Raw genomic sequence first — 18,496 nt, 5'->3', positions numbered from 1 at the left:
GGTCCGTTGACAATGAAACGTATCGAGATTAGCGAGAAAGCCTGGGAGAGACTCGAAACACAGAAAAGAGAGGGAGAAAGCCCAAGCGAGACGATTCTCCGGCTCATCCGCGATCAGCTGTTTATGGACGGGTTTGGGGCCATGTCGGACGTCGAGGGATTTGAGAAATCCGTCAAAAACACTCGCGAGGAACTGGATAACGACCTCAAAGGGCGGTCAAGTAGATGAACTTGACCAGACGGTTTCGAACCATCCCTCGTCATCCCTTTAAGCGCCGACCCCCTCACCCCGTACAATGAGTGTCGGGAGCCCGGAGACGGACACAAGCGAACAGGGCTCCGTTCGTGTCGTCGGGACGGCCCACGTCTCCGAGGAGAGCGCCGCGGAAGTCGAGTCGGTGATCGAGGCCGAACAGCCCGATGTCGTGGCTGTCGAACTCGACGAGAACCGCTACCGGCAGTTCAAGGGCAAAGACCCCGAGGACATCGACCCCAAAGAGTTGCTCCGGGGCAGTGCAGCCTACCAGTTCCTGGCCTACTGGCTGCTCTCCTACGTGCAGAAGCGACTGGGCGATCAGTTCGACGTCGAACCCGGCGCGGACATGCGGGCCGGGATCGACGCCGCTGAACGAATCGGAGCCGACGTGGCCCTGGTCGATCGGGACATCCAGCTGACGATTCAGCGCTTCTGGGCCGGCATCGGCCTGCGAGAGAAACTGGGCCTGCTCTGGGAGTTGACCCTGGCGATCGCCGGAGTTGGCGGACAGGAGGCCGAGGAGTTCGAACTCGAGGAACTGACGGACAACGACGTGGTCACGGCGATGATCGAGGAGTTCCGGCAGTTCAGCCCCACGGCGGCCGAAACGTTGATCGACGAGCGGGACGCCTACATCGCCCATAACCTGCACGACCTTCGAGCCGCGGGCCTCGACGTGGTAGCAGTCGTCGGAGCCGGTCACGAGGCGGGGATTCTGAAATACCTCGAATCACCCGAGACTCTGCCCCCGAAGGACGCCCTGGAGCAGCGCCAGTCGAAGCGATTCTCGCTCAGGAAGGCCTTCGGCTACGTGCTCACCCTGGGATTCCTGCTCTTTTTCGCCCTGCTTGCGCTCTCCGGGGCCGACCAGCCCACGCTGCTCGCCGTCTTTGGTGCGTGGTTCCTGTTCAACGGGATCTTCGCGTTCACGCTGGCGAAACTGGCGGGTGCCCACTGGACCTCGGCCGGCGTGGGCGGGCTAGTGGCCTGGCTCACGAGTATCAACCCGCTGCTTGCGCCTGGCTGGTTCGCCGGCTACGTCGAACTGCGCCACACCACCGTCAACGTCTCGGACATCGGCCGGCTCAACGAAATTCTCGATGACGAAGAGTCCCCAATTGGCGATCTGGTCTCGAACATGCTCGACGTGGGGCTCTTTCGGCTGATCGTCATCGTCGCATTGACCAACGTCGGTAGCATGATCGCCTCGGTGCTCTTTCCCTTCCTCGTCCTGCCACACATGGGCGAGGAGTTCGAGAGTGTCGGCGCCATCTCGAACGCGATGCTCGCGGGGGCCAGAAACGGCGCGGACATCCTCGTCCAGGCGTTACTATGAGACTCGATCGTCGGGAAATCCGTGATCTGCTCGTGGCCTGGCTGGCTCTCGGCCTGGCCTTTGCGTTTTTCTTCGAACGTGTGCGCCCCAACACGATCGTCCCCTTCCTCCTCAGCCCCGCGTTTGTCTCGGCGATGGTCGTAAGCCTGCTCACCGTCGGCGTGGGGTTTCTCCTGCACGAACTCGCCCACAAGGTCGTCGCGATCCACTTCGACCAGTGGGCCCGGTTTCAGGCCGATTACGGCATGCTCCTGGTCGCGATCGCTGGTGGGCTTGCCGGGATCGTCTTTGCGGCCCCGGGTGCCGTCTATCACCGCGGGCAGCTCACGAATCGCCAGCACGGCCTCATCGCACTCGCGGGCCCGGTGACGAACCTGGCGCTCGCGGCGCTGTTCGTTCCGGTGAGCCTGTTCGCCCCGCTGCTGGGGAGTCGTGGTGTGACGATCAACCTCCTGCTCGCGGCCTTCAACCTCCTCCCGATCGGCGCACTCGATGGGGCGACTGTCCGGGACTGGAACACCGCCGTCTACGTGCTCGCCTTCGTGCCGAGTCTCCTGCTCGCCATCTGGGCGATCTTCGGCTTCTAAACAGCCTTCTTTCAACGGTTAGCAGGCTCCCGCTCCCGAAATACAGAACCGATCACTGGTTCAGCGTCGCGTTGACGTGCTCTCTCATCTCCTTTTTGAACCGGTCCCGACCGAATCGATCCCGGGGGAGCGAGGGCCGGGCCCCGGTTTCGATCGCCCGTTCGATCAGGTCAACGGCGCCAGCAATCGAATCGAACAATCGATCGGAGCGGTCGTCCAGGATCTCCCGCTGGCCGCCGTGATTCGGTGCAAAGGCAATCATGCCGGCTGTGACGTACTCTGCAACGGACATGCCGAAGTGTTCGTCCCGTTTGAGGTTGAGCCCGTATCGGTGTGCGCCAAGCAGGGACTCGAGTCGATCTCGCGAGAGGTTTCGTTCAACAGTTACGAAGGACCGGTTTCTCGCTTCCGTCTCGACTCTCTTCACATACGATCGATAGGTCGGTGGTGCCGAGCCGGCAATGTGCAAGTGGATATCGATCCCGCGCTCGCGGAGCCGATCGACGATTTCGATCCCCTGGAGGACGTTTTTATCCGGGGCGATTCGTCCCACGACGACGATTCCTTGCTCCCGGTTTTCCCACGGACGCGTGCTATCGATGGCGTCGACCGGTGGGTGAACCACCTGTGGTCGGACACCGTATATCTCGGCCATTCGGTCGGCAGTGTACGAAGAATTCGCGAGTACGGTCGCTTCTTGCAGCGATTCCGTGTCAGGGCTACCGAACCAACTCCACAACGGGTTTAGTCGCCCTTCAGTAGTCCCATCGAGTCTGTTGCGGTGGTACTGCGGGTCGTGAACGTACTGGATCGAGGGCTCGGGAAGTGCCATCTCGTTGGCGGTGCTCACCGCGAGATCGAACTCATCGGCGTGGGACTGATAGTACCAGCTGACGAGCACGCTCCGGAATGCCAATTGGGGGCCGATACGTGGACCGAGTGCCGTAACGGCCGTCCCGATCACCGAGTTCAGCGGTGGCCGCTGAACGTCGAGACCGGTTACGTCCGCGTCAAATCGAGCAGCGAGGACGGCCGGGTCCGTTTCACCAATGGTGAACAGGGCGACCTCGTGATCGCGGAGGATCGCTTCACAGGTGGCAAGGCAGACGGCATCGGCCCCACCCTGAAAGTCGAGCGTGTTGTGAACCACGGCGACCCGAGCCATACGATTTCTAGTGGGTTCGAGCGGTATATTGTTCCTTCCCTCACCTGCCGGTAGCCACCGTGCCAATCGAGCAGCCGTTTTCGACGTACCGTCGAAGCTGGCCGCGGCAGGGAGGACCGACGACAGCACGACTATATGATTGCCAACCAATGTGTGTCACATGGCAACAAGTACATCGGAAGAGGGGGACTTCAGACAGCATCGTTGACCGGGCTCCACTGGGTCGGGATCGGTGCCGCCCTCGTGACCGGCGCGATTCACCTCCTGCTCGGACTCAGGTTCTTTCCGTCCGGGTTAGGCATCAGCTTCCTGCTCGCAGGACTCGGATTTCTCGGTGCAATTGTGCTCGTGTTGCGTGGATATCGACGCCGGTTGGTCTATGGAGTCGGCATTCCCTTCGTGCTGGTCCAACTCGTGCTGTGGTACGTCATCAACTTTGCCAGTGGGCCAAAGAGTTTCCCGGCCGATGTCGGCACCTTCGGGGCCATCGACAAAATCGCCCAGCTCGTGTTGGTCGGGGTTCTCATCGCCCTCTTGCGTTCGTAATTCGATGCACCGCACCCCGATGTTGATCCGGTCGAAACGGTAACGATGTGGGGGCCTGAAGTGAAACTGATGGAACAGTCCCCGAAACGGTCACTCCCCGTCAGTATTGAAGTGGGGATACCGCTCGTGGGTGCCATTCTACTCACCCTCACGCTCCGGACGCTCTATCCACTGGAGCGTGTTGACACCGGCGTTTTGGACCCGGCGATCCTCGCCGGGCTCTTCCTGGCTGCACAATGGACGTACGTCAATCACTCCCTCGTTCCGGCGGCGGCTACTGACCGACTGTTGGGCGGGGTACTCGGGATCGCGAACACGTTGACGTTGCTCCGTGGGGCGCTGTATGCAGTCGTCGCGGGGTTCATCGTCGTTCCACCCGAGCCGCCCCTCGTCTGGGTGCCAGCAGTGGCATACGGGAGCGGTGTCGTCCTCGATAAACTCGACGGCCTGATCGCCCGGTCGGTCGGCGAGGAGACGCCCCTCGGGGCGCGACTCGACATGGCATTCGACACGTTCGGATTCGTGGCCGCACCGCTCGTGGCCGTCCGCTGGGAGTTCTTGCCGGTGTGGTATCTCCTTCTTTCGGCCGCCAAATACGTGTATCGTGGCGGGTTGGCCTGGCGAGGACAGCGTGACCAGCCGGTTTACGATCTGCCCGAAAGCGTGATTCGAAGGTATCTGGCCGGGATGCAGATGGTATTTCTCACCATTGCGCTCGTGCCGGTGGCACCGAGGAGATACGTCTTGGCTGTCGCGCCGTTCGCATTGGCCGCTTCACTGCTGGTTTTCGCGCGGGACTACCTCGTCGTTACCGGTCGGCTCTCCCGAGAGGTCACATAGCAGATTCGGTGTGTCCGGCAGCAAAACCATGTACCTCCAGCCTGAATCAGCGGGTAGCCAATGGTGCAGGTCGTCCACGAACTCGTTGAACTCGTGGTGTGGTTCGACTCGCTCGCCGTCGACTTCGTCGTGGGAGTCCGACGTCCGGTCGTGACGAAAGTGATGACTTCGGTGACGGGACTCGGGTCGGCGTCCGCCGGGATCGTTTTTCTGGGCCTGTTCTATCTAGCCGACTGGGAACGGGAGTTCGAATTGACGCTGGTCTCACTGGCACTCAGCGGGCTAATCGTCGCCACGCTAATGGGGACCGTTCAGCGACCATTTCCGCCACACCCGGTCTGTCTGACTGGTGGTGGCGAGACGGTTGCCCATTCGTTTCCGTCCGGGCATGCAGCAGCGGTCACAGTCTACGCGATGGTCGCATCCCGGTCGAACGTCCTCCCGACACTCATCACCACGGTGTTTGCCGTGACCGTCGCCATCTCCCGTGTGTATCTCGGGACACATTTCCTGTCGGATACGGTGGCCGGGGTCATGATCGGAATTGGCACCGTCCTACTCGCCGACCGAATAGTGGCTTCCGACCGAGTGTCCCTGTTTGACTGACCGATCCACCCTTCGGTACGTCTCCCGATCGAATTCCTCAACAATCCGAACTGTGATTAGGGATCCCGACACATAGTGTAATGGTGCAACGTTGATGCAGGGAAACCGGGGACAGATCGCCCATGGGGCGTGGCCTGGGTGCATGATAGAGCAGCGCACTGCTGACAGGACCTGTCCGAGGGTCACACCGAATCGACCAACCGACGGTCCGATCCTCGGGGCCGGGGTGCCCCCGAACTGATGGACCGAACCTCGCTTTACTTTACCGGCCCCGAATCCGTCGAACTCCGGGAGACATCGACGACCCTCTCGGATTCGGAAGTCGTAGTCGAGACGCAAGTGTCGGCGATCAGCCCGGGGACAGAGTTGCTGATCTACCGCGGCGAGGCCCCGACGGATCTCCCGGCCGATGAATCACTCGACGCCCTCGATGGCGATCTCTCCTATCCGTTACGCTACGGCTATGCATCGGTCGGAGAGGTGATCGAGACGGGTTCGGCCGTCGACGAGGAGTGGCTGGGACAGACGGTCATGGCATTCAACCCCCACGAGACCCGGTTCTGTGCTCGCCCCTCGGAGCTCATACCGGTCCCGGAGGACGTCGGCCCCGTGGAAATGGCCATGTATCCAACCGTCGAGACGGCGACGAATTTGATTCTCGACGGCGCCCCGAAGATGGGCGAACGGGTCGCCGTTTTCGGTGCTGGCGTCGTGGGCCTGAGTACGATCGGGATTCTGGCCGGGTTTCCGCTGTCGGAACTGCTCGTGGTCGACCCGCTCTCTTCGCGTCGTGACCGGGCAAAAGAGATGGGGGCTGACACCACCGTCGCCCCGGCCGAACTCTCGACGAATCGGTGGAGTGACTTGCCGGGTCCCGATGGGGCCGATATCGTCTACGAGATCTCGGGGAACCCCTCGGCGCTGGACCAGGCCCGGGCACTTGCGGGCTATGACAGTCGCATTATCGTGGGGTCCTGGTACGGGACCAAACCCACCACGCTTGCACTCGGTGGAGAGTTCCATCGGGACCGCATCTCGATCGAATCGAGCCAGGTGAGCACGCTGTCACCGGATCTTCGCGGCCGGTGGACCTACGACCGCCGCACGGCGGTGACACTGGACAACCTCGAATCGTTGCCGGTCGAGTCGCTCATCACCCACCACATTCCATTCGAGGAGGCCCCGGAGGCGTATCGGCTCCTCGACCAGCACCCGGCAAAAGCCCTCCAGGTCCTGCTCACGTATTCACAGTCAAACCAATGACCGACCATTCATACGAACTGACCGTCAGGCGATCGTTCATCGCACAGCATTTCCTCACCGTCCCGGATCCCGGCGCGGAGGGGGACCCACATAGCCACCAGTACACCGTCGAGGTCCGGTTTGGCGGTTCTGAGTTGGGAGAGTACGGCTATCTCGTCGACATCGACGCGGTCGAGGCGATTCTCGATGATCTCGAGGGGCGCTATCGGGATCAGTTGCTCAACGAACTTCCGGAATTCGACGGGCAGAATCCGAGCGTCGAGCGTTTCGCGCGGCTGTTCGGTGATCGCGTCGAGCAGGCGCTGACGGATCCAACCCCCGATCACCTGCAGATACGGATGTGGGAGGACGAGGTTTCGTGGGCGAGCCATTCTCGATCCCTCGGGACATGAATCACGCGGACCCCCGGTATCTAGAAGCCAAACGGTCACTCGATTCGCGGGCCCGATCCCGTCGTATCCGCGAGAAACTGCTTGCCGCACTGCCCGAGAAGCCGACCATTGTCGAGATCGGTTGTGGCACGGGAACCATCCTGCCACAGTTGGTCGAGTGGGGTGTCGATCGCGGCAGGTATCGGGGTGTCGACACGGCTGAACATCTCATCGCGTTCGCCCAAGACGCCCGAACGGCCGAATTTCGTCACGAGGGAATTCCGGTTACAGAACAGGAACAAGGGTTCACCGTCGGCGAACTTTCAGTTACCTTCGAGCAGGCCGATGGACTCGAAGTCTTGGAAACCACACCGGATGTCGACCTCGTCATCGGGCAAGCGTTTGGTGATCTCGTGGGGGTGTCGAAGTTAGTCACAGGACTCGAATCGGCGCTTGCACCCGGAGGACTTGCCTACCTCCCCATTACGTTCGACGGCGGGACGATCTTTCAGCCCGATCATCCCGCAGATCGGGCAGTCGAACAGGCGTACCACGAGTTCATCGACGCGGAGCCCGGACGGGACTCCCAGGCCGGGCGCCATCTCGCCGAGGCGTTTCGCCGGCGAAAGGGAGACCTGCTCGGGATGGCTGGCTCGGACTGGATCCTCAGACCGCACGGCGGGACCTATCCCGTCGACGAAGGGTACGTCCTCCGGACGATTCTCGATTTCATCGAATCCGCACTCTCCGAGAGAACGGGTAGTGACAGAACGGACTGGCTCGCCACCCGCCGTGGGCAACTCGCTGCCCGAGAGCTGACATACGTGGCCCATCAATACGATCTGCTGTATCAACTGCCGGGTTCGTGATTGTCGATTTTCACAGCCGGAGCCCCGACACAGCCTTCGAAAACTTATCATCTATTGCGGAATTCAGTACGGACAAATGAGCGACCCTGTCTGTGCCGTGAGCAGCGTGCTGGGGACGAAAATCCCGATTCCGGCCCGAATCAGGGCGGCACTCGACCTCGAAGACGGCGACCAGCTGCGCTGGGAGGTCGAGGACGAAAAGACAGTTCGGCTAACAGTCGTGCCGGAGCCGGATGGAACAGTCGACCTGGACTGAGCCAGCCACCGCTCGGACCGTAGCGCTTTTCGCCCCCGGACACCCCGCTCAGAGCATGACCGAGGACGAGGAGATGACCTACGCCGAGGCGGGCGTCGACATCGAGGAGAGCGAGGCCGCGGTCGGGGCACTCGTGGGGGCGATGACAGACGTCGAGGACACGACCGCCTACGCGGGCCTGATCGACATCGGGGATCGCTATCTCGCGATGACCACCGACGGGGTGGGAACGAAACTCCTGGTCGCCGAGGCCCTCCAAGACTATTCGACCATCGGCATCGACTGCATCGCGATGAACGTGAACGACCTCGTGGCCGCCGGCGTCACGCCGGTCGCCTTCGTCGATTATCTCGCCGTCGAGGAACCCGCCGAAACGATGAGCGCGGAAATCGGCAACGGACTGGCCGAAGGGGCGAGTCGCGGGGGCGTGAGCCTCGTCGGCGGGGAGACAGCAGTCCTCCCCGAAGTCATCTCCGGGTTCGACCTGGCCGGGGCCGCGGCCGGCCTGGCGACCCCGGACCAGTTGCTCGACGGCGAGGCCCAGGTCGGTGACAAACTCGTGGGCATTCCCTCCAGCGGGGTGCACTCGAACGGACTCACGCTGGCTCGAAAAGCCGCCACGACCGATCACGAGTACAACGACCCCCTCCCAGGTGAAGATCGAACCATCGGCGAGGCACTCCTGGAGCCCACACGGATCTACACCTACCTGCTGGATTCGATTCACGCCCACGACGTGCACGCGGCGGCCCACGTCACCGGCGGGGGCTGGACGAACCTCTTTCGCATGGGCGAGTTCGGTTACGAGATCACCGATCCCCACCCAGTCCAGCCAGTCTTCGAGTTCATCCAGGACGCGGGGAACGTCTCCGACGAGGAGATGCACCGGACCTTCAACATGGGCACGGGCTTCGTGGTCGCCGTCGATCCGGCCGACGCCGAGGCGTTCGTCGCAGAGACTGACGGGCAGATCATCGGCGACGTGACCGAAGGCTCGACAGTCGAGATTCGCGGGTGTCGCTTCGACCCCGAGTGAGTTAGCTGACGCGAGCGGCGACGTCGGCCTGGGTGATGATCCCCACCGTCGTCCCGTCCTCGGTGACCATCACGGCCTTGTAGTACTCCAGCAGACTCCGGATCTCCGAGAGGACAGCATCGGGGGAGACCGTCGGAAAACTCTCGCTCATGATCTCACGGACCTGTTTCTCGCCGACGGCCTCGCCGGCCTGAATGACGTCGGAATCGCTGATTGATCCGACTGGCACTCCCTCCTCGATGACCGGCAACTGGGAGTAGCCCGCCTCCTGCATCCGCTCGACTGCGAGACTGACCGGATCGCCGGGGCCCACGCTCACCACGGTCTCGTGCATCAGACTCTCGGCCCGAATCACCTCGCCCGCGGCCGCTTCGAGGGCCTCGACGATGCGCCGGAGCGTCGAGAGCCGCGGGTCGACGTCACCGCCCTCGATCCGGGCGATCAGCGGCTGGGAGACCTCAGCCCGGTCGGCCAGTTCCCGCTGGGTCAACCCGAGCGTGGTGCGACGTTCCCGCAGGTCCTGGGGGGTCGGTAGGTGCATACCGGGCTATAACTGGGAGTTATTGATAAAGGTTCGGGCTCACTCCTCGTCGTCTTCGGCCTCCTCGATGACCTCGATGACCTTCAGCGGGACGTCCCGCAGGGCCCCGCCGACCTCGCTTTTGGCGATGCGGGAGGCGTGTTCGTCGCTCTCGGCGTTGAAGATCGTCATCTCAAGCTCCAGTCCGACCAGGGCCGTATCGGCGGCCAGGAAGGCCGCGTCGAGGGGTTCGCCACAGGCGGGACAACTCGTGAGCCCCGGCTGGACCTCGACGTACTCCAGATCGGCTTCGTTGAGTCGCTTGCCGGCCTCGCTGACGGCCACGCCGATCGCGTCGTCGGAGTTCTCCACGTCTCGCACCAACCATGCCGCTTCCATCGCGACCACGAAATTTGCCATGTCGAAGGCATTGAGACGGAGCAAAAGGTGTTTTGCGGTTTGATTCGGTGGCGCACCTTCGCCGAAAGTTCCCGATAAGTAATGGAATGTTTTCAGATGACCCCGGCGAAGGCCACCCCAGTAATCGGCAATTTGCGAATCTAGTTTACCTTGGTCCAAGTGCACTTGAACCCGCAGACTGCGTCGGGGTGACGGGCCGAGCGAGGGCCGAACACTTATATACACCCGCAGCGGATCGCCGGGTATCCGATGATCCAACGGGTCACCCGGTTCGCGACGTTGACCGCCTACCAATCGTCCCTCGCCGTGGGAATCGGTCTCATGCCGATCGCCCTGCTGGCGCGGAAACTTGGCGTAACACTCCCCGTCCACCGCCTCGTCGAGCGCACGGAGGCGGCCTACGAAGCGAAAACGGAGTAGCGAGACCCAATCACCGCCGCAGACCCCGACGTTTTCCCCGTCCAAACCCTGCGGACAGGCATGGATGGCACACTCGATCACGTGATGGTTCGCGTGTCGGATCTCGCTGCGTCTGTCGACTGGTATCAGACTCACCTCGACTACGAGGAGAAGGGCCGCCACGAGGGGGACGGGTTCACCATCGTGTACCTGGGGCCAGCGGACATGCACCAGGAGGGCGCGATGCTCGAACTGACCCACAACGAGGGCGAGACGCCCACGGTGGGTGACGCCTGGGGACACGTTGCCGTCCGGGTTCCCGAGGGCGAACTCGAGTCGGCCTACGAGCAGCTACTGGACGGCGGCGTCTCGGACTACCGCGATCCCGAATCGTGCGGTGGGAAGTACGCCTTCGTCAAAGACCCGGACGGCCACGAGATCGAACTCGTCGAGCGGGACCACGGCCGGCTGTGGAGTCTCGATCACACCATGCTCCGGGTCGAGGACGCCGATCGAGCCATCGGGTTCTGGGGCCGGAAATTCGAGTACGAACTGGCCGGCCGCTGGGAGGCCAGTACCTTCGCGAACTACTTCCTCGAACCGGCGGGGGCAGCCCCGGAAGCCATGTCCGTGGAGTTGACCTACAACTACGACGGTCGGACCTACGAACATGGCGACGCGTGGGGTCACCTAGCGGTCCGAGCCCACGACCTCCAGGAAGATTGGGCACAGTTGTTGACTCGCGAGGCACCGGCGTACCGACCGCCGTCGGAGAACGAGAATCGCTATGGGTTTACCAAGACCCCGAGCGGTCACGAGATCGAACTTCTCGAACGAGATCCCGACGCTGATTCGCTGTTCCCCTTCTAGCGGGGAAGCCAAATGCGAACGAGGGCCCCCTCGGCCTGATTTTCGAAGGTCAAATCCCCGCCCAGTTGATCGACGAGCCAGGTCGCCTCCCACAATCCAAGGCCCATCCCGTGTTCGAGTTGTTCTTCCTGGGGCTGTTCGAGGGCCTCCAGTTCCGTCTCCGGGATGCCGGGACCGTCGTCCTCGATTTCGATCCGATACGCGGAGTCGGTCCGGGCGGTCCGAACAGTCACGGTTGGCTGCTCGACCTCTGCATGCCGGATGGCGTTGGTCAACAGTTCGTCGAGCGCGATCTGGACGAACTGCGGGTTCGATGACAGTTCGGCGTCGGCGATCGACTCGACCTCGATCTGTGCGTGTTCATATCGGGATCGAACGTCCGCGATCGCCTCCATGATAGTCGTTCGAATCGGTTGGGCGCCCGTTTGCTCGTGATCGGCGTGTATCGCCTCCTCCAGGCGTCTGGCGCGGTCCGCCAGATCCAGTAGATCCAGGCCCGAGGCCTCGATGGTCTGGAGCCGTTCGCGGGCCGCCGTCGGGAACTCCCGCCAGGCAGCATAGAGCGTGCGGAGTTCCTCGGGAAGCATCGATGCATCGAACGAGCCGTCGGCCGACCGCTCACGGAGCCGTTGATCGACCGCATCGAGTTCCGACTCCAATTCGACCATGCGTTCGAGGACGAGATCCACGTTGCCCTGGATGATGTTGAGCCGGTTGCGGATGTTGTGTCGCAGGATTCGGTTCAGGACGCTGGCCTGTTGCTGATACTGTACCCGCTCGGAGATATCACGGACGCTTGCAAGCACCAGAGTCCGATTGCCGTGTTCGATCGGGGCCAGACTCACCTGGATCGGGAACGTCGATCCGTCAGCCCGCTGGCCCTGCAGTATCAGTTCGGTTCCCATGGGCCGTCGCTTGGGAGCCTCGAGATAGGAGTTACGAAGCCCGACGTGTTCCTCCTCGTACCGGTCCGGGACCAGAATCTCGATCGGCTCGCCCAACAACCCCTCGGGCGCGTAGCCAAACATCTCCTCGATCCGTTCGTTGAGGTCTGTCACCTGGCCGGATCCATCGACCAGCAGCAAGCCGTCGGGGATCTCGTCGATAAACGCGGAGAAAGAGAGGGCAGACTGAAACGATTTCATGAGGGCTCATTCGTCCCCAGTAATCTTTGTTCTTTGGACGACGGAATCCGCGTCGGGACAACGGATCCCGGCGGGATCGCCCGAAAGAGTGCATTTATCTGTCGCCCGAGGGTACACGGGAGTAATGTTTGACCAGCAGGAGCAGATGACAGCTGGGCCTCGCGGCGAGGTCCCGGACCTGGAGGTCGGCGATCCGTACGCACCGGAACTCGGTTCGTTCCCCGAGAGTGACGTCTCCGAAGCCGATCTGGAGAACGTGACGAAGACCGGCACCACCATCGTCGGCGTGACCACCCCCGAGGGGGTCGTCATGGGTTCGGACATGCGTGCGAGCCTGGGCGGCCGGATCGTCTCGAACAAAGACGTGCAGAAGGTCGAAGAGATCCAGCAGAACGCCGCGCTGTCGATGTCCGGTTCGGTGGGCGGGGCCCAGTCCTACATCCGCTCTTTGCGTGCCGAGGCGAGTCTCTACGAGGCGCGTCGAGGCGAGAACATGTCCATTCACGCCCTGGCGACGATGGCGAGCAACCTCCTTCGTGGCGGTCCCTTCTTCAGAGTCGTCCCGCTGCTGGCCGGGATGGACGAGAAGGGTGCACACGTCTACAGCCTCGATCCCACGGGGAGTTCCCTCGCCGACGATTATTCGGCCCAGGGCAGCGGCATGCCTTACGCGCTGGGGGTCCTCGAACAGGAGTACACGGACGACCTCACGATGGACGAGGCCGTCACAGTCGCCGCTCGTGCGATCGACTCGGCCACGGAACGTGACACGGCCAGCGGCAACGGCATCCACATCACGAAGATCAGCCGCGAAGCCGTCGATATCGTCGGCCACAAAGACGTCAGCGACCTGCTCTAGGGACGGGCTGAGCCGTCAGTGTCGAACCAATCGGAGAAACTCCCCGAAAGCAGCGACCGGCGCTGGGTCTGAACGTAAGTCTCCTGCATTTTCCTCACGGCCGTCTGGAGGTCGGCCCCGTCCTGGAGGTGTTCACGGACCCGGTTTCGCTTCCAGCTGGCCGGCGTGATCTCCTGTCTGACCCGACGACGAAGCGGCCAGAGATATCGAGCGGCCGTCTCGCCCGTGAGCCCCCGGCGACGGAGTCCCGCCTGGGCCTGCTCCAGGAGGTCACCGAAGATGGTGTCGATCTCCGTGGTCTCGGTCCCGTCGGCCGTTAGGTAGGTAAGATCAGCCCGGAGTCCATCCCGCATCGCGGCATAGAAGTTCTCCCGGGCGACGTCCCACGGGAGGTCATAGAGCGGGTGTTCGTACTGGCGCATCTGTTCGAGCAGCCCCGCAAAGGCCGCCTGGAAGGCCACGCTGTCCCGGACTGTCGGTTGGGCGGGGATCGGCCGGAACTCGATGCGGGCGTTGGCGTCGGTTCGGGAGGCCCCCTCGAAGACCGGTCGAACCCACCGCCAGAAGGTGCCGTGTTTCATCCGGAAGTGGGCGAACTCGTCGTCGAACCGACCCGTCTTCTCGACGGCCATCGGGACGAGCACGTCGTCTTCCGCGATGGTCATAATGGCGTCTTCGACGGTTCCGACGTCCTCCGGGAACCGAACCTTGCCGTCCCGGCCGGGGACGTTGAGCACGCTCTCGAAGATGTCGATCCGGTGTTCGTCATAGCCGTCTTCCAGCACGGCATAGGGGTCCACGTCCTCGTAGAGGTCCGGCGGCAGAAACGGCGAGTTAACACCCAATGCCAAAAGCGGCCCGGCAACCCGGACCGCATAGCGGAAGTACTCGGGGAGGTCAGTCGCCCGGGGGACCTGGTAGTGTGGCTGGATGGAGGTGATGAGACTCTCCGGCATCACCGTCTCGGCTTCGAGAGAGACGTGGGGAACATCGATGGTCATCCCCGGTTCGATCGCCGTATTCGCCATCGCGTGATACCGGGCCGTATCCGACATGTTCGTCGCCAGCGTGAGCCCCTCCCGTTCCACCTTCCCCGTGAGGTACTCCCGGGTCGACTCCCCGGCCGGCGGCCTGGTCCAGATGCCGTCGCTCACCAGGTGGAGGCCCTCGGCGTCCATCGGTCGGGCCGCGGCGTCGATTCGCGAACGGACACTTGCCTCCTGGGCCTGGAGGCCGGCGTCGTTCAGCGGGTCAGGGAAGGTCTGCATCTCGGCGTTGTGCAGCCCCAGTTCCTTCTCGAAGCCCACGTATTCGAGGAGGCGTCGGGGAATCCGTGCCAGTGCCCCGTCGTCGTCCACGGCGTAGAACTCGTACTCCAGGCCGACGATCGCCTGGGGATTGTCGAAGGTTCCGGCCTCGACTTCGGCCATGATGGTCTCTGCGTCCTCGTGGACCCGATCCTGGAACGTTTCCGGGTCGACGGCGAGCACGTCGTCGACCGCCGTGGCGAGGTCCGGTTCGGCCATGGCCGCCCTCTTGGAGCAGGGGGTAAAAGTATTCGGCGGCTAAACGCCCGTTCGCCAACCGCCACCACACTCAGATGACGCCCATTTCGTCGAGCCGCTCGGGCAGGTAGGTGTCGGTCACGAAGTCAAGCCCCCGCGAGGCCAGCGCCTGCTGTTCGGCCTTCTTCTCGATGTCGAGCTGGAGTTCGATCTGTTCCGTCCAGAAGTCGGTACTAAAGCGGGGGTCCTCCAGTTCGCTCTCCAGAGCGTTCACGTCCGAATCCGAGAGCGGGTCGGTCGGCAGGTCGTACTCCACGATGTCGACCGGACGGATGCCCACGAAATCAGCCTGTGGCGTCGCGAGGTACTCCGAGAGATGTGCACTCTTGATGGAGCCGTAAGCCACCGAGCCGTAGATCCGGTAGGACCACGGGTCACCGTCAGTGAAGACCGTGACCGGAAGGTCGAGGTCGTCGTGCAACCGTTTGGTGATCCGGCGGGTCGCCCGGGCCGGCTGGCCCTTGAGGTGGACGATGATGGCGTTGTACTCGTCATCAAACCCGTTCTCGATCAGGCGGTCCCGCATCCCGCCGGTCTCCACGGCCATCACGAAGTCCGCGTCGTTGTCCAGGAACTCGATCGTGTCGGGGTTGTTCGGGATCTGATAGCCCCCTTCACCGACGTCCTCCTGGCAGTGGATCTCCCGGTCGCCACGGCGAGTCTGCTCACGGAGGAGAAGCGGGCCCATCAGGGTCGCCCCCGATTCCTCGGGGCGCATGTGGAAGTCCTCACGTTTCACGCCGGAGACGATCTCCAGGTCCTCGACCAGGGAGTTCGACTGGTCCTGTGAGTTGAACTGGGCCTCCTCCTCGTCCCAGGACTCACTGAGGTAGTACAGCTCCCGCAGGGTCGAGGAGCGGTCCTCGTCGAGCTGGTTGGCGAGGAACTCGATGGTGTAGACCGCCTTGAGGAGCTTCCGTGCGCCGCGGACCGAGTTCGCGCTCCGCGAACTGCTACGGTCGCCGTAGACCCACACGCCGGCATCTTCGTCGAAGATGATGTTGGACTTCGACCGGGTCGGCACGTCCATGTGGGGGATTTCGCCCAGTTCGAACTGGTCGTAGAACTGTGCCGCCAGGTCGATCAACTTCTCGCGGGCCGCTGTCTCACTCATTGTATCACCGTCAGTTTGGCCTCTTCGATGCCAGACACCTGCACGTCGAATTCAGCATCGGTTTCGATCTCGTACTTCAGGGTCGCTTCGCCACCGCTCTCGACCGCCGGCTTCCAGGTGAGGTAGTACTCCCCGTCCATCTCGACGACCTCACCGGCACTGCAGTTCTGGGGTTCGTCGGTGACGATCTCGGTAATTTCGAGGTCAGCGGTGGCCGAATCGTGGTTCTCGACCTGGAGCCGGACCACGTTGCCCTCCCGCTCCCGCTCGACGAGAACGTTGTTCATGATCCGGGCCAGCGAGTCCGAGACGTCGACGGGTTCGCGTCCGGTAATGCTCGAGACCTTCGCAGCCATCGTGGGGAGGATATCCGCGATGACGTTCTGTTTCTGCCGGCGCTTGCGCATCGACTTGCGCTTGTTGAGATGGGATTTGAGATCGCGGGCCGCCTCGCGCAACGCGAGTTCGAGTTCGTCCTCGATCTCCGGGACGTTCGCCACGGCGTCCTTGGACTCGCTCGTGAACGGCACGTTCGTGGACGCGACGTGGATCATAATGACGACTGGGCCCTTGGGAATGCCCGATCCCCCCGGCTGGTCGAGCCCGTAATTGCGCCAGTTGATTCCCTTCACGACGTCGGTCATCGCACAGGCGCCACGCTGGTAGACCAGCGGCACCCGATTCGCAAACCGCATGAGTTCGGCCATTTCGCCACCGTTCTCGATGTCACCGCCGTAGGCGATCCCGGCCTCGGCGATGAAAGGATCGCCACCGTGGACCCCTGCATCCCGGGTGGCGGCGGTGTAGAAGTCGGCGTCGAACTCGCTTCGAAGCCCGGCCTCGATCTGGTCTTCCGTGATCGGCGAGAGACAGTCCGAGGGCGGGGCCATCACGTCGACCGAGCCCATCCCGTCGAGCAAGTTACTGGCCGCATCTCGGTCCCCGGCGATCGTCGCGGGCGAGGGCAACTCCGCGTCGACGGCGGCCATGCCCTCCCAGAGCGCCACGAGAATGTTCTCGCGGGCCGTCTCGCCGAAGGTTTCGTCGTCCATCTCCTCGGTGAGATCCGCGGCGCGGTCGATGGCCGACCGCAACCCGGCCTGGGTGAACCGGTCCCGGTCAGCGTCGGCGATCTGGCTCGCGAGACGCTCCGCCAGCGCGTCGATCGCGGCGTCGTCCTTCCGGGTCGTGGTCACCTCGTCGATCGTGCGATAGAGCGCGCCTCGACGGTCGTTGGTCAGGGCCGTCCAGGCCGCTTCTTCGACGTTCGTCCGGACCGTCTCACCGAAGGCCCGACCAGACTCCGCGGCCAGGTCGTCGGCGACCTGATCGACGATTTCAGCAAGTTCGGTCCGGCTCACTGGTCGGTCTTCCTCGATGGCCCCCGCTAGCTGATCGCCGAATCGCCGTTCGAGGTCCTGACCCTTGTTCGAAATGGCGTCGACGACAGCCCGGGCCAGGTTGACGTCCTCGTGGTCCTGTGGCGGGTGCCAGCGGAACTCGCGACCGAACTCCCGGTCCCTGAACGCGGCGATGATCGAGTCGGCGGTCTTCTGGCCGACCCGGGTGAACGCCGTCTGGAGGAAGCCCCGAATCGTCCGGGAGTCAGTACTCTCGAGCATCTTGAGCAGCGTCCCGATCTCGACGCCGTGGGGATGGGGCCGGATCTCCTCGGTTTCGGCCGGCAGCGAGGCTCCCTCGGCTCGCTCGGACTTGATGTGGGCATTCGGCTCCCGGAGTTCGATGCGGGCGTGGGGGTTGACGACCGCAGTATGACGGATGTAATCGTGAAGCTGTGAGCGGGCCCGCATGTTCGCCTCCATGTCGAGTTCGATGCGGGTGCCGTGACTGCGATCCCAGGTCGTGGTGGTCTCGGTCCGAATCTCGGGCTCGTTGCTGTCGGTGTCGATGACCAGCTCGAAGTAGTGGGCCTCATCCTGGCTGGAGGTTCGGCTCGTGACCTTCGCCGGTTTTCCGGAAGTCAACTGAGAGTACAGTACAGCCGCTGAAATGCCGATTCCTTGCTGGCCCCTACTCTGCTCACGCTTGTGAAACCGGGAGCCATAGAGCAGTTTACCAAAGACCTTGGGCAGTTCTTCGGCCGTGATGCCCGGACCGTTGTCCTCGATGATCAGTCGGTAGTGATCGTCGACCTCCCGGATTTCGACGTAGATGTCCGGGAGATAGCCCGCCTCCTCGGCGGCGTCAAGCGAGTTGTCGACCCCCTCCTTGACGGCGGTCACCAGCGCCCGGGCTTCGCTGTCGAAGCCCAGCATGTGCTTGTTCTTCTCGAAGAACTCCGCGATCGAGATCGATCGCTGGTCCGCCGCCAGGTCATCGGCGATCGCGCCCCCTCCGGATGGTGTCGAATCGAAAGCCGTCATTCGCTTGGTTGGGGTTCCGCGCCCCCACTCAAAAACATCCCGATACGGGGGACCCGAAAACGGGAGGCGTGGGGCTTCTACGCGCGCACG

21 protein-coding genes are annotated in these 18,496 nt (G+C 63.0%); 14 read left to right on the top strand and 7 right to left on the bottom strand.

Annotation, left to right across the window (positions count from 1 at the left end; translation table 11 throughout):
* The first annotated feature begins 12 nt into the window (after nucleotides 1-12).
* From HSR6_RS04270 to HSR6_RS04260, 3 genes are all read left to right on the top strand, one after another.
* Nucleotides 13-228: a DUF7557 family protein gene (locus HSR6_RS04270; protein WP_070364754.1), complete on the top strand. Its 216-nt coding sequence runs from the start codon at nucleotides 13-15 to the stop codon at nucleotides 226-228.
* Nucleotides 229-295: 67 nt separating this feature from the next.
* Nucleotides 296-1,591, top strand: coding sequence for a TraB/GumN family protein (locus tag HSR6_RS04265; protein WP_071932898.1), 1,296 nt, complete (start codon nucleotides 296-298; stop codon nucleotides 1,589-1,591).
* Nucleotides 1,588-2,178 (top strand): zinc metalloprotease, encoded by a 591-nt coding sequence (locus HSR6_RS04260; protein WP_071932897.1) that lies wholly within the window; start codon nucleotides 1,588-1,590, stop codon nucleotides 2,176-2,178. The genes HSR6_RS04265 and HSR6_RS04260 overlap by 4 nt, the downstream gene beginning before the upstream one ends.
* A gap of 52 nt (nucleotides 2,179-2,230) precedes the next feature.
* On the opposite strand, the gene HSR6_RS04255 is transcribed toward HSR6_RS04260, so the two are convergent.
* Nucleotides 2,231-3,343: a glycosyltransferase gene (locus HSR6_RS04255; RefSeq protein WP_071932896.1), complete on the bottom strand. Its 1,113-nt coding sequence runs from the start codon at nucleotides 3,341-3,343 to the stop codon at nucleotides 2,231-2,233.
* Nucleotides 3,344-3,478: 135 nt separating this feature from the next.
* Between HSR6_RS04255 and HSR6_RS04250 the strand changes: the two genes are divergently transcribed.
* The 8 genes from HSR6_RS04250 to purM all read left to right on the top strand — a co-directional run bounded on the left by HSR6_RS04250 (nucleotide 3,479) and on the right by purM (nucleotide 9,130).
* Nucleotides 3,479-3,889, top strand: coding sequence for a DUF7475 family protein (locus tag HSR6_RS04250; RefSeq protein WP_233488555.1), 411 nt, complete (start codon nucleotides 3,479-3,481; stop codon nucleotides 3,887-3,889).
* Between the two features lie 66 nt (nucleotides 3,890-3,955).
* The gene (locus HSR6_RS04245) at nucleotides 3,956-4,729 is read left to right on the top strand and encodes a CDP-alcohol phosphatidyltransferase family protein (protein WP_394327142.1); all 774 of its coding nucleotides are present in this window, start codon (nucleotides 3,956-3,958) and stop codon (nucleotides 4,727-4,729) included.
* A 60-nt stretch (nucleotides 4,730-4,789) separates the two neighbouring features.
* Nucleotides 4,790-5,335 carry a phosphatase PAP2 family protein gene (locus HSR6_RS04240; RefSeq protein ID WP_071932895.1) on the top strand — a complete coding sequence of 182 codons (546 nt, stop codon included), beginning with the start codon at nucleotides 4,790-4,792 and terminating at the stop codon, nucleotides 5,333-5,335.
* A gap of 240 nt (nucleotides 5,336-5,575) precedes the next feature.
* Nucleotides 5,576-6,598 (top strand): zinc-dependent alcohol dehydrogenase, encoded by a 1,023-nt coding sequence (locus HSR6_RS04235; RefSeq protein ID WP_071932894.1) that lies wholly within the window; start codon nucleotides 5,576-5,578, stop codon nucleotides 6,596-6,598.
* Complete coding sequence (locus HSR6_RS04230) at nucleotides 6,595-6,990, top strand: 6-pyruvoyl trahydropterin synthase family protein (RefSeq protein ID WP_071932893.1); 396 nt, start codon at nucleotides 6,595-6,597, stop codon at nucleotides 6,988-6,990. The genes HSR6_RS04235 and HSR6_RS04230 overlap by 4 nt, the downstream gene beginning before the upstream one ends.
* Nucleotides 6,957-7,838, top strand: coding sequence for a class I SAM-dependent methyltransferase (locus tag HSR6_RS04225; RefSeq protein ID WP_233488554.1), 882 nt, complete (start codon nucleotides 6,957-6,959; stop codon nucleotides 7,836-7,838). Before HSR6_RS04230 ends, HSR6_RS04225 begins: the two co-directional genes overlap by 34 nt.
* A 76-nt stretch (nucleotides 7,839-7,914) precedes the next feature.
* Nucleotides 7,915-8,094 carry an AbrB/MazE/SpoVT family DNA-binding domain-containing protein gene (locus HSR6_RS04220; RefSeq protein ID WP_071932891.1) on the top strand — a complete coding sequence of 60 codons (180 nt, stop codon included), beginning with the start codon at nucleotides 7,915-7,917 and terminating at the stop codon, nucleotides 8,092-8,094.
* A 55-nt stretch (nucleotides 8,095-8,149) separates the two neighbouring features.
* On the top strand, nucleotides 8,150-9,130 hold the full coding sequence (gene purM, locus HSR6_RS04215; RefSeq protein WP_071932890.1) for a phosphoribosylformylglycinamidine cyclo-ligase: 981 nt from the start codon (nucleotides 8,150-8,152) through the stop codon (nucleotides 9,128-9,130).
* Between the two features lies 1 nt (nucleotide 9,131).
* Here purM and HSR6_RS04210 read toward each other — a convergent pair whose 3' ends face one another.
* Nucleotides 9,132-9,671 (bottom strand): CBS domain-containing protein, encoded by a 540-nt coding sequence (locus HSR6_RS04210; protein WP_071932889.1) that lies wholly within the window; start codon nucleotides 9,669-9,671, stop codon nucleotides 9,132-9,134.
* Nucleotides 9,672-9,710: 39 nt separating this feature from the next.
* The gene (locus HSR6_RS04205; protein ID WP_070364741.1) at nucleotides 9,711-10,070 is read right to left on the bottom strand and encodes a DUF555 domain-containing protein; all 360 of its coding nucleotides are present in this window, start codon (nucleotides 10,068-10,070) and stop codon (nucleotides 9,711-9,713) included.
* 249 nt (nucleotides 10,071-10,319) lie between these two features.
* Between HSR6_RS04205 and HSR6_RS11090 the strand changes: the two genes are divergently transcribed.
* Together HSR6_RS11090 and HSR6_RS04200 are read left to right on the top strand one after the other, a co-directional pair.
* Nucleotides 10,320-10,490 carry a hypothetical protein gene (locus tag HSR6_RS11090; RefSeq protein ID WP_198400434.1) on the top strand — a complete coding sequence of 57 codons (171 nt, stop codon included), beginning with the start codon at nucleotides 10,320-10,322 and terminating at the stop codon, nucleotides 10,488-10,490.
* Nucleotides 10,491-10,550: 60 nt separating this feature from the next.
* A complete protein-coding gene (locus tag HSR6_RS04200) occupies nucleotides 10,551-11,339 on the top strand; it encodes a VOC family protein (RefSeq protein ID WP_071932888.1) in 789 nt (262 codons plus the stop codon).
* Here the strand turns inward: HSR6_RS04200 and HSR6_RS04195 are convergent.
* The gene (locus HSR6_RS04195) at nucleotides 11,336-12,484 is read right to left on the bottom strand and encodes a PAS domain S-box protein (RefSeq protein WP_071932887.1); all 1,149 of its coding nucleotides are present in this window, start codon (nucleotides 12,482-12,484) and stop codon (nucleotides 11,336-11,338) included. The genes HSR6_RS04200 and HSR6_RS04195 overlap by 4 nt on opposite strands.
* Nucleotides 12,485-12,629: 145 nt before the next feature.
* Between HSR6_RS04195 and psmB the strand changes: the two genes are divergently transcribed.
* The gene (gene psmB, locus HSR6_RS04190) at nucleotides 12,630-13,343 is read left to right on the top strand and encodes an archaeal proteasome endopeptidase complex subunit beta (RefSeq protein ID WP_071933627.1); all 714 of its coding nucleotides are present in this window, start codon (nucleotides 12,630-12,632) and stop codon (nucleotides 13,341-13,343) included.
* Here psmB and HSR6_RS04185 read toward each other — a convergent pair.
* The 3 genes from HSR6_RS04185 to HSR6_RS04175 all read right to left on the bottom strand — a co-directional run bounded on the left by HSR6_RS04185 (nucleotide 13,340) and on the right by HSR6_RS04175 (nucleotide 18,406).
* A complete protein-coding gene (locus tag HSR6_RS04185) occupies nucleotides 13,340-14,869 on the bottom strand; it encodes a hypothetical protein (RefSeq protein WP_071932886.1) in 1,530 nt (509 codons plus the stop codon). The genes psmB and HSR6_RS04185 overlap by 4 nt on opposite strands.
* 70 nt (nucleotides 14,870-14,939) lie before the next feature.
* The gene (locus HSR6_RS04180; protein WP_070364737.1) at nucleotides 14,940-16,022 is read right to left on the bottom strand and encodes a DNA topoisomerase IV subunit A; all 1,083 of its coding nucleotides are present in this window, start codon (nucleotides 16,020-16,022) and stop codon (nucleotides 14,940-14,942) included.
* A complete protein-coding gene (locus HSR6_RS04175) occupies nucleotides 16,019-18,406 on the bottom strand; it encodes a DNA topoisomerase VI subunit B (RefSeq protein ID WP_071932885.1) in 2,388 nt (795 codons plus the stop codon). The genes HSR6_RS04180 and HSR6_RS04175 overlap by 4 nt, the downstream gene beginning before the upstream one ends.
* Nucleotides 18,407-18,496 lie beyond the last annotated feature (90 nt).

It is taken from the genome of Halodesulfurarchaeum formicicum (assembly GCF_001886955.1).
GTDB classification, from domain to species: domain Archaea; phylum Halobacteriota; class Halobacteria; order Halobacteriales; family Halobacteriaceae; genus Halodesulfurarchaeum; species Halodesulfurarchaeum formicicum.
Note: the sequence above shows the minus strand (reverse complement) of the source record. Positions and strands in the feature narration are given on the sequence as shown.

Excerpts from the sequence above, each read along its gene's own strand:
- HSR6_RS04270 (WP_070364754.1), top strand. The coding sequence starts at position 13 with ATGAAACGTATCGAGATTAGCGAGAAAGCCTGGGAGAGACTCGAAACA.
- HSR6_RS04265 (WP_071932898.1), top strand. The coding sequence starts at position 296 with ATGAGTGTCGGGAGCCCGGAGACGGACACAAGCGAACAGGGCTCCGTT.
- HSR6_RS04260 (WP_071932897.1), top strand. The coding sequence starts at position 1,588 with ATGAGACTCGATCGTCGGGAAATCCGTGATCTGCTCGTGGCCTGGCTG.
- HSR6_RS04255 (WP_071932896.1), bottom strand. The coding sequence starts at position 3,343 with ATGGCTCGGGTCGCCGTGGTTCACAACACGCTCGACTTTCAGGGTGGG.
- HSR6_RS04250 (WP_233488555.1), top strand. The coding sequence starts at position 3,479 with ATGATTGCCAACCAATGTGTGTCACATGGCAACAAGTACATCGGAAGA.
- HSR6_RS04240 (WP_071932895.1), top strand. The coding sequence starts at position 4,790 with ATGGTGCAGGTCGTCCACGAACTCGTTGAACTCGTGGTGTGGTTCGAC.
- HSR6_RS04235 (WP_071932894.1), top strand. The coding sequence starts at position 5,576 with ATGGACCGAACCTCGCTTTACTTTACCGGCCCCGAATCCGTCGAACTC.
- HSR6_RS04230 (WP_071932893.1), top strand. The coding sequence starts at position 6,595 with ATGACCGACCATTCATACGAACTGACCGTCAGGCGATCGTTCATCGCA.
- HSR6_RS04220 (WP_071932891.1), top strand. The coding sequence starts at position 7,915 with ATGAGCGACCCTGTCTGTGCCGTGAGCAGCGTGCTGGGGACGAAAATC.
- purM (WP_071932890.1), top strand. The coding sequence starts at position 8,150 with ATGACCGAGGACGAGGAGATGACCTACGCCGAGGCGGGCGTCGACATC.
- HSR6_RS04210 (WP_071932889.1), bottom strand. The coding sequence starts at position 9,671 with ATGCACCTACCGACCCCCCAGGACCTGCGGGAACGTCGCACCACGCTC.
- HSR6_RS04205 (WP_070364741.1), bottom strand. The coding sequence starts at position 10,070 with ATGGCAAATTTCGTGGTCGCGATGGAAGCGGCATGGTTGGTGCGAGAC.
- HSR6_RS11090 (WP_198400434.1), top strand. The coding sequence starts at position 10,320 with ATGATCCAACGGGTCACCCGGTTCGCGACGTTGACCGCCTACCAATCG.
- HSR6_RS04200 (WP_071932888.1), top strand. The coding sequence starts at position 10,551 with ATGGATGGCACACTCGATCACGTGATGGTTCGCGTGTCGGATCTCGCT.
- HSR6_RS04195 (WP_071932887.1), bottom strand. The coding sequence starts at position 12,484 with ATGAAATCGTTTCAGTCTGCCCTCTCTTTCTCCGCGTTTATCGACGAG.
- psmB (WP_071933627.1), top strand. The coding sequence starts at position 12,630 with ATGACAGCTGGGCCTCGCGGCGAGGTCCCGGACCTGGAGGTCGGCGAT.
- HSR6_RS04185 (WP_071932886.1), bottom strand. The coding sequence starts at position 14,869 with ATGGCCGAACCGGACCTCGCCACGGCGGTCGACGACGTGCTCGCCGTC.
- HSR6_RS04180 (WP_070364737.1), bottom strand. The coding sequence starts at position 16,022 with ATGAGTGAGACAGCGGCCCGCGAGAAGTTGATCGACCTGGCGGCACAG.
- HSR6_RS04175 (WP_071932885.1), bottom strand. The coding sequence starts at position 18,406 with ATGACGGCTTTCGATTCGACACCATCCGGAGGGGGCGCGATCGCCGAT.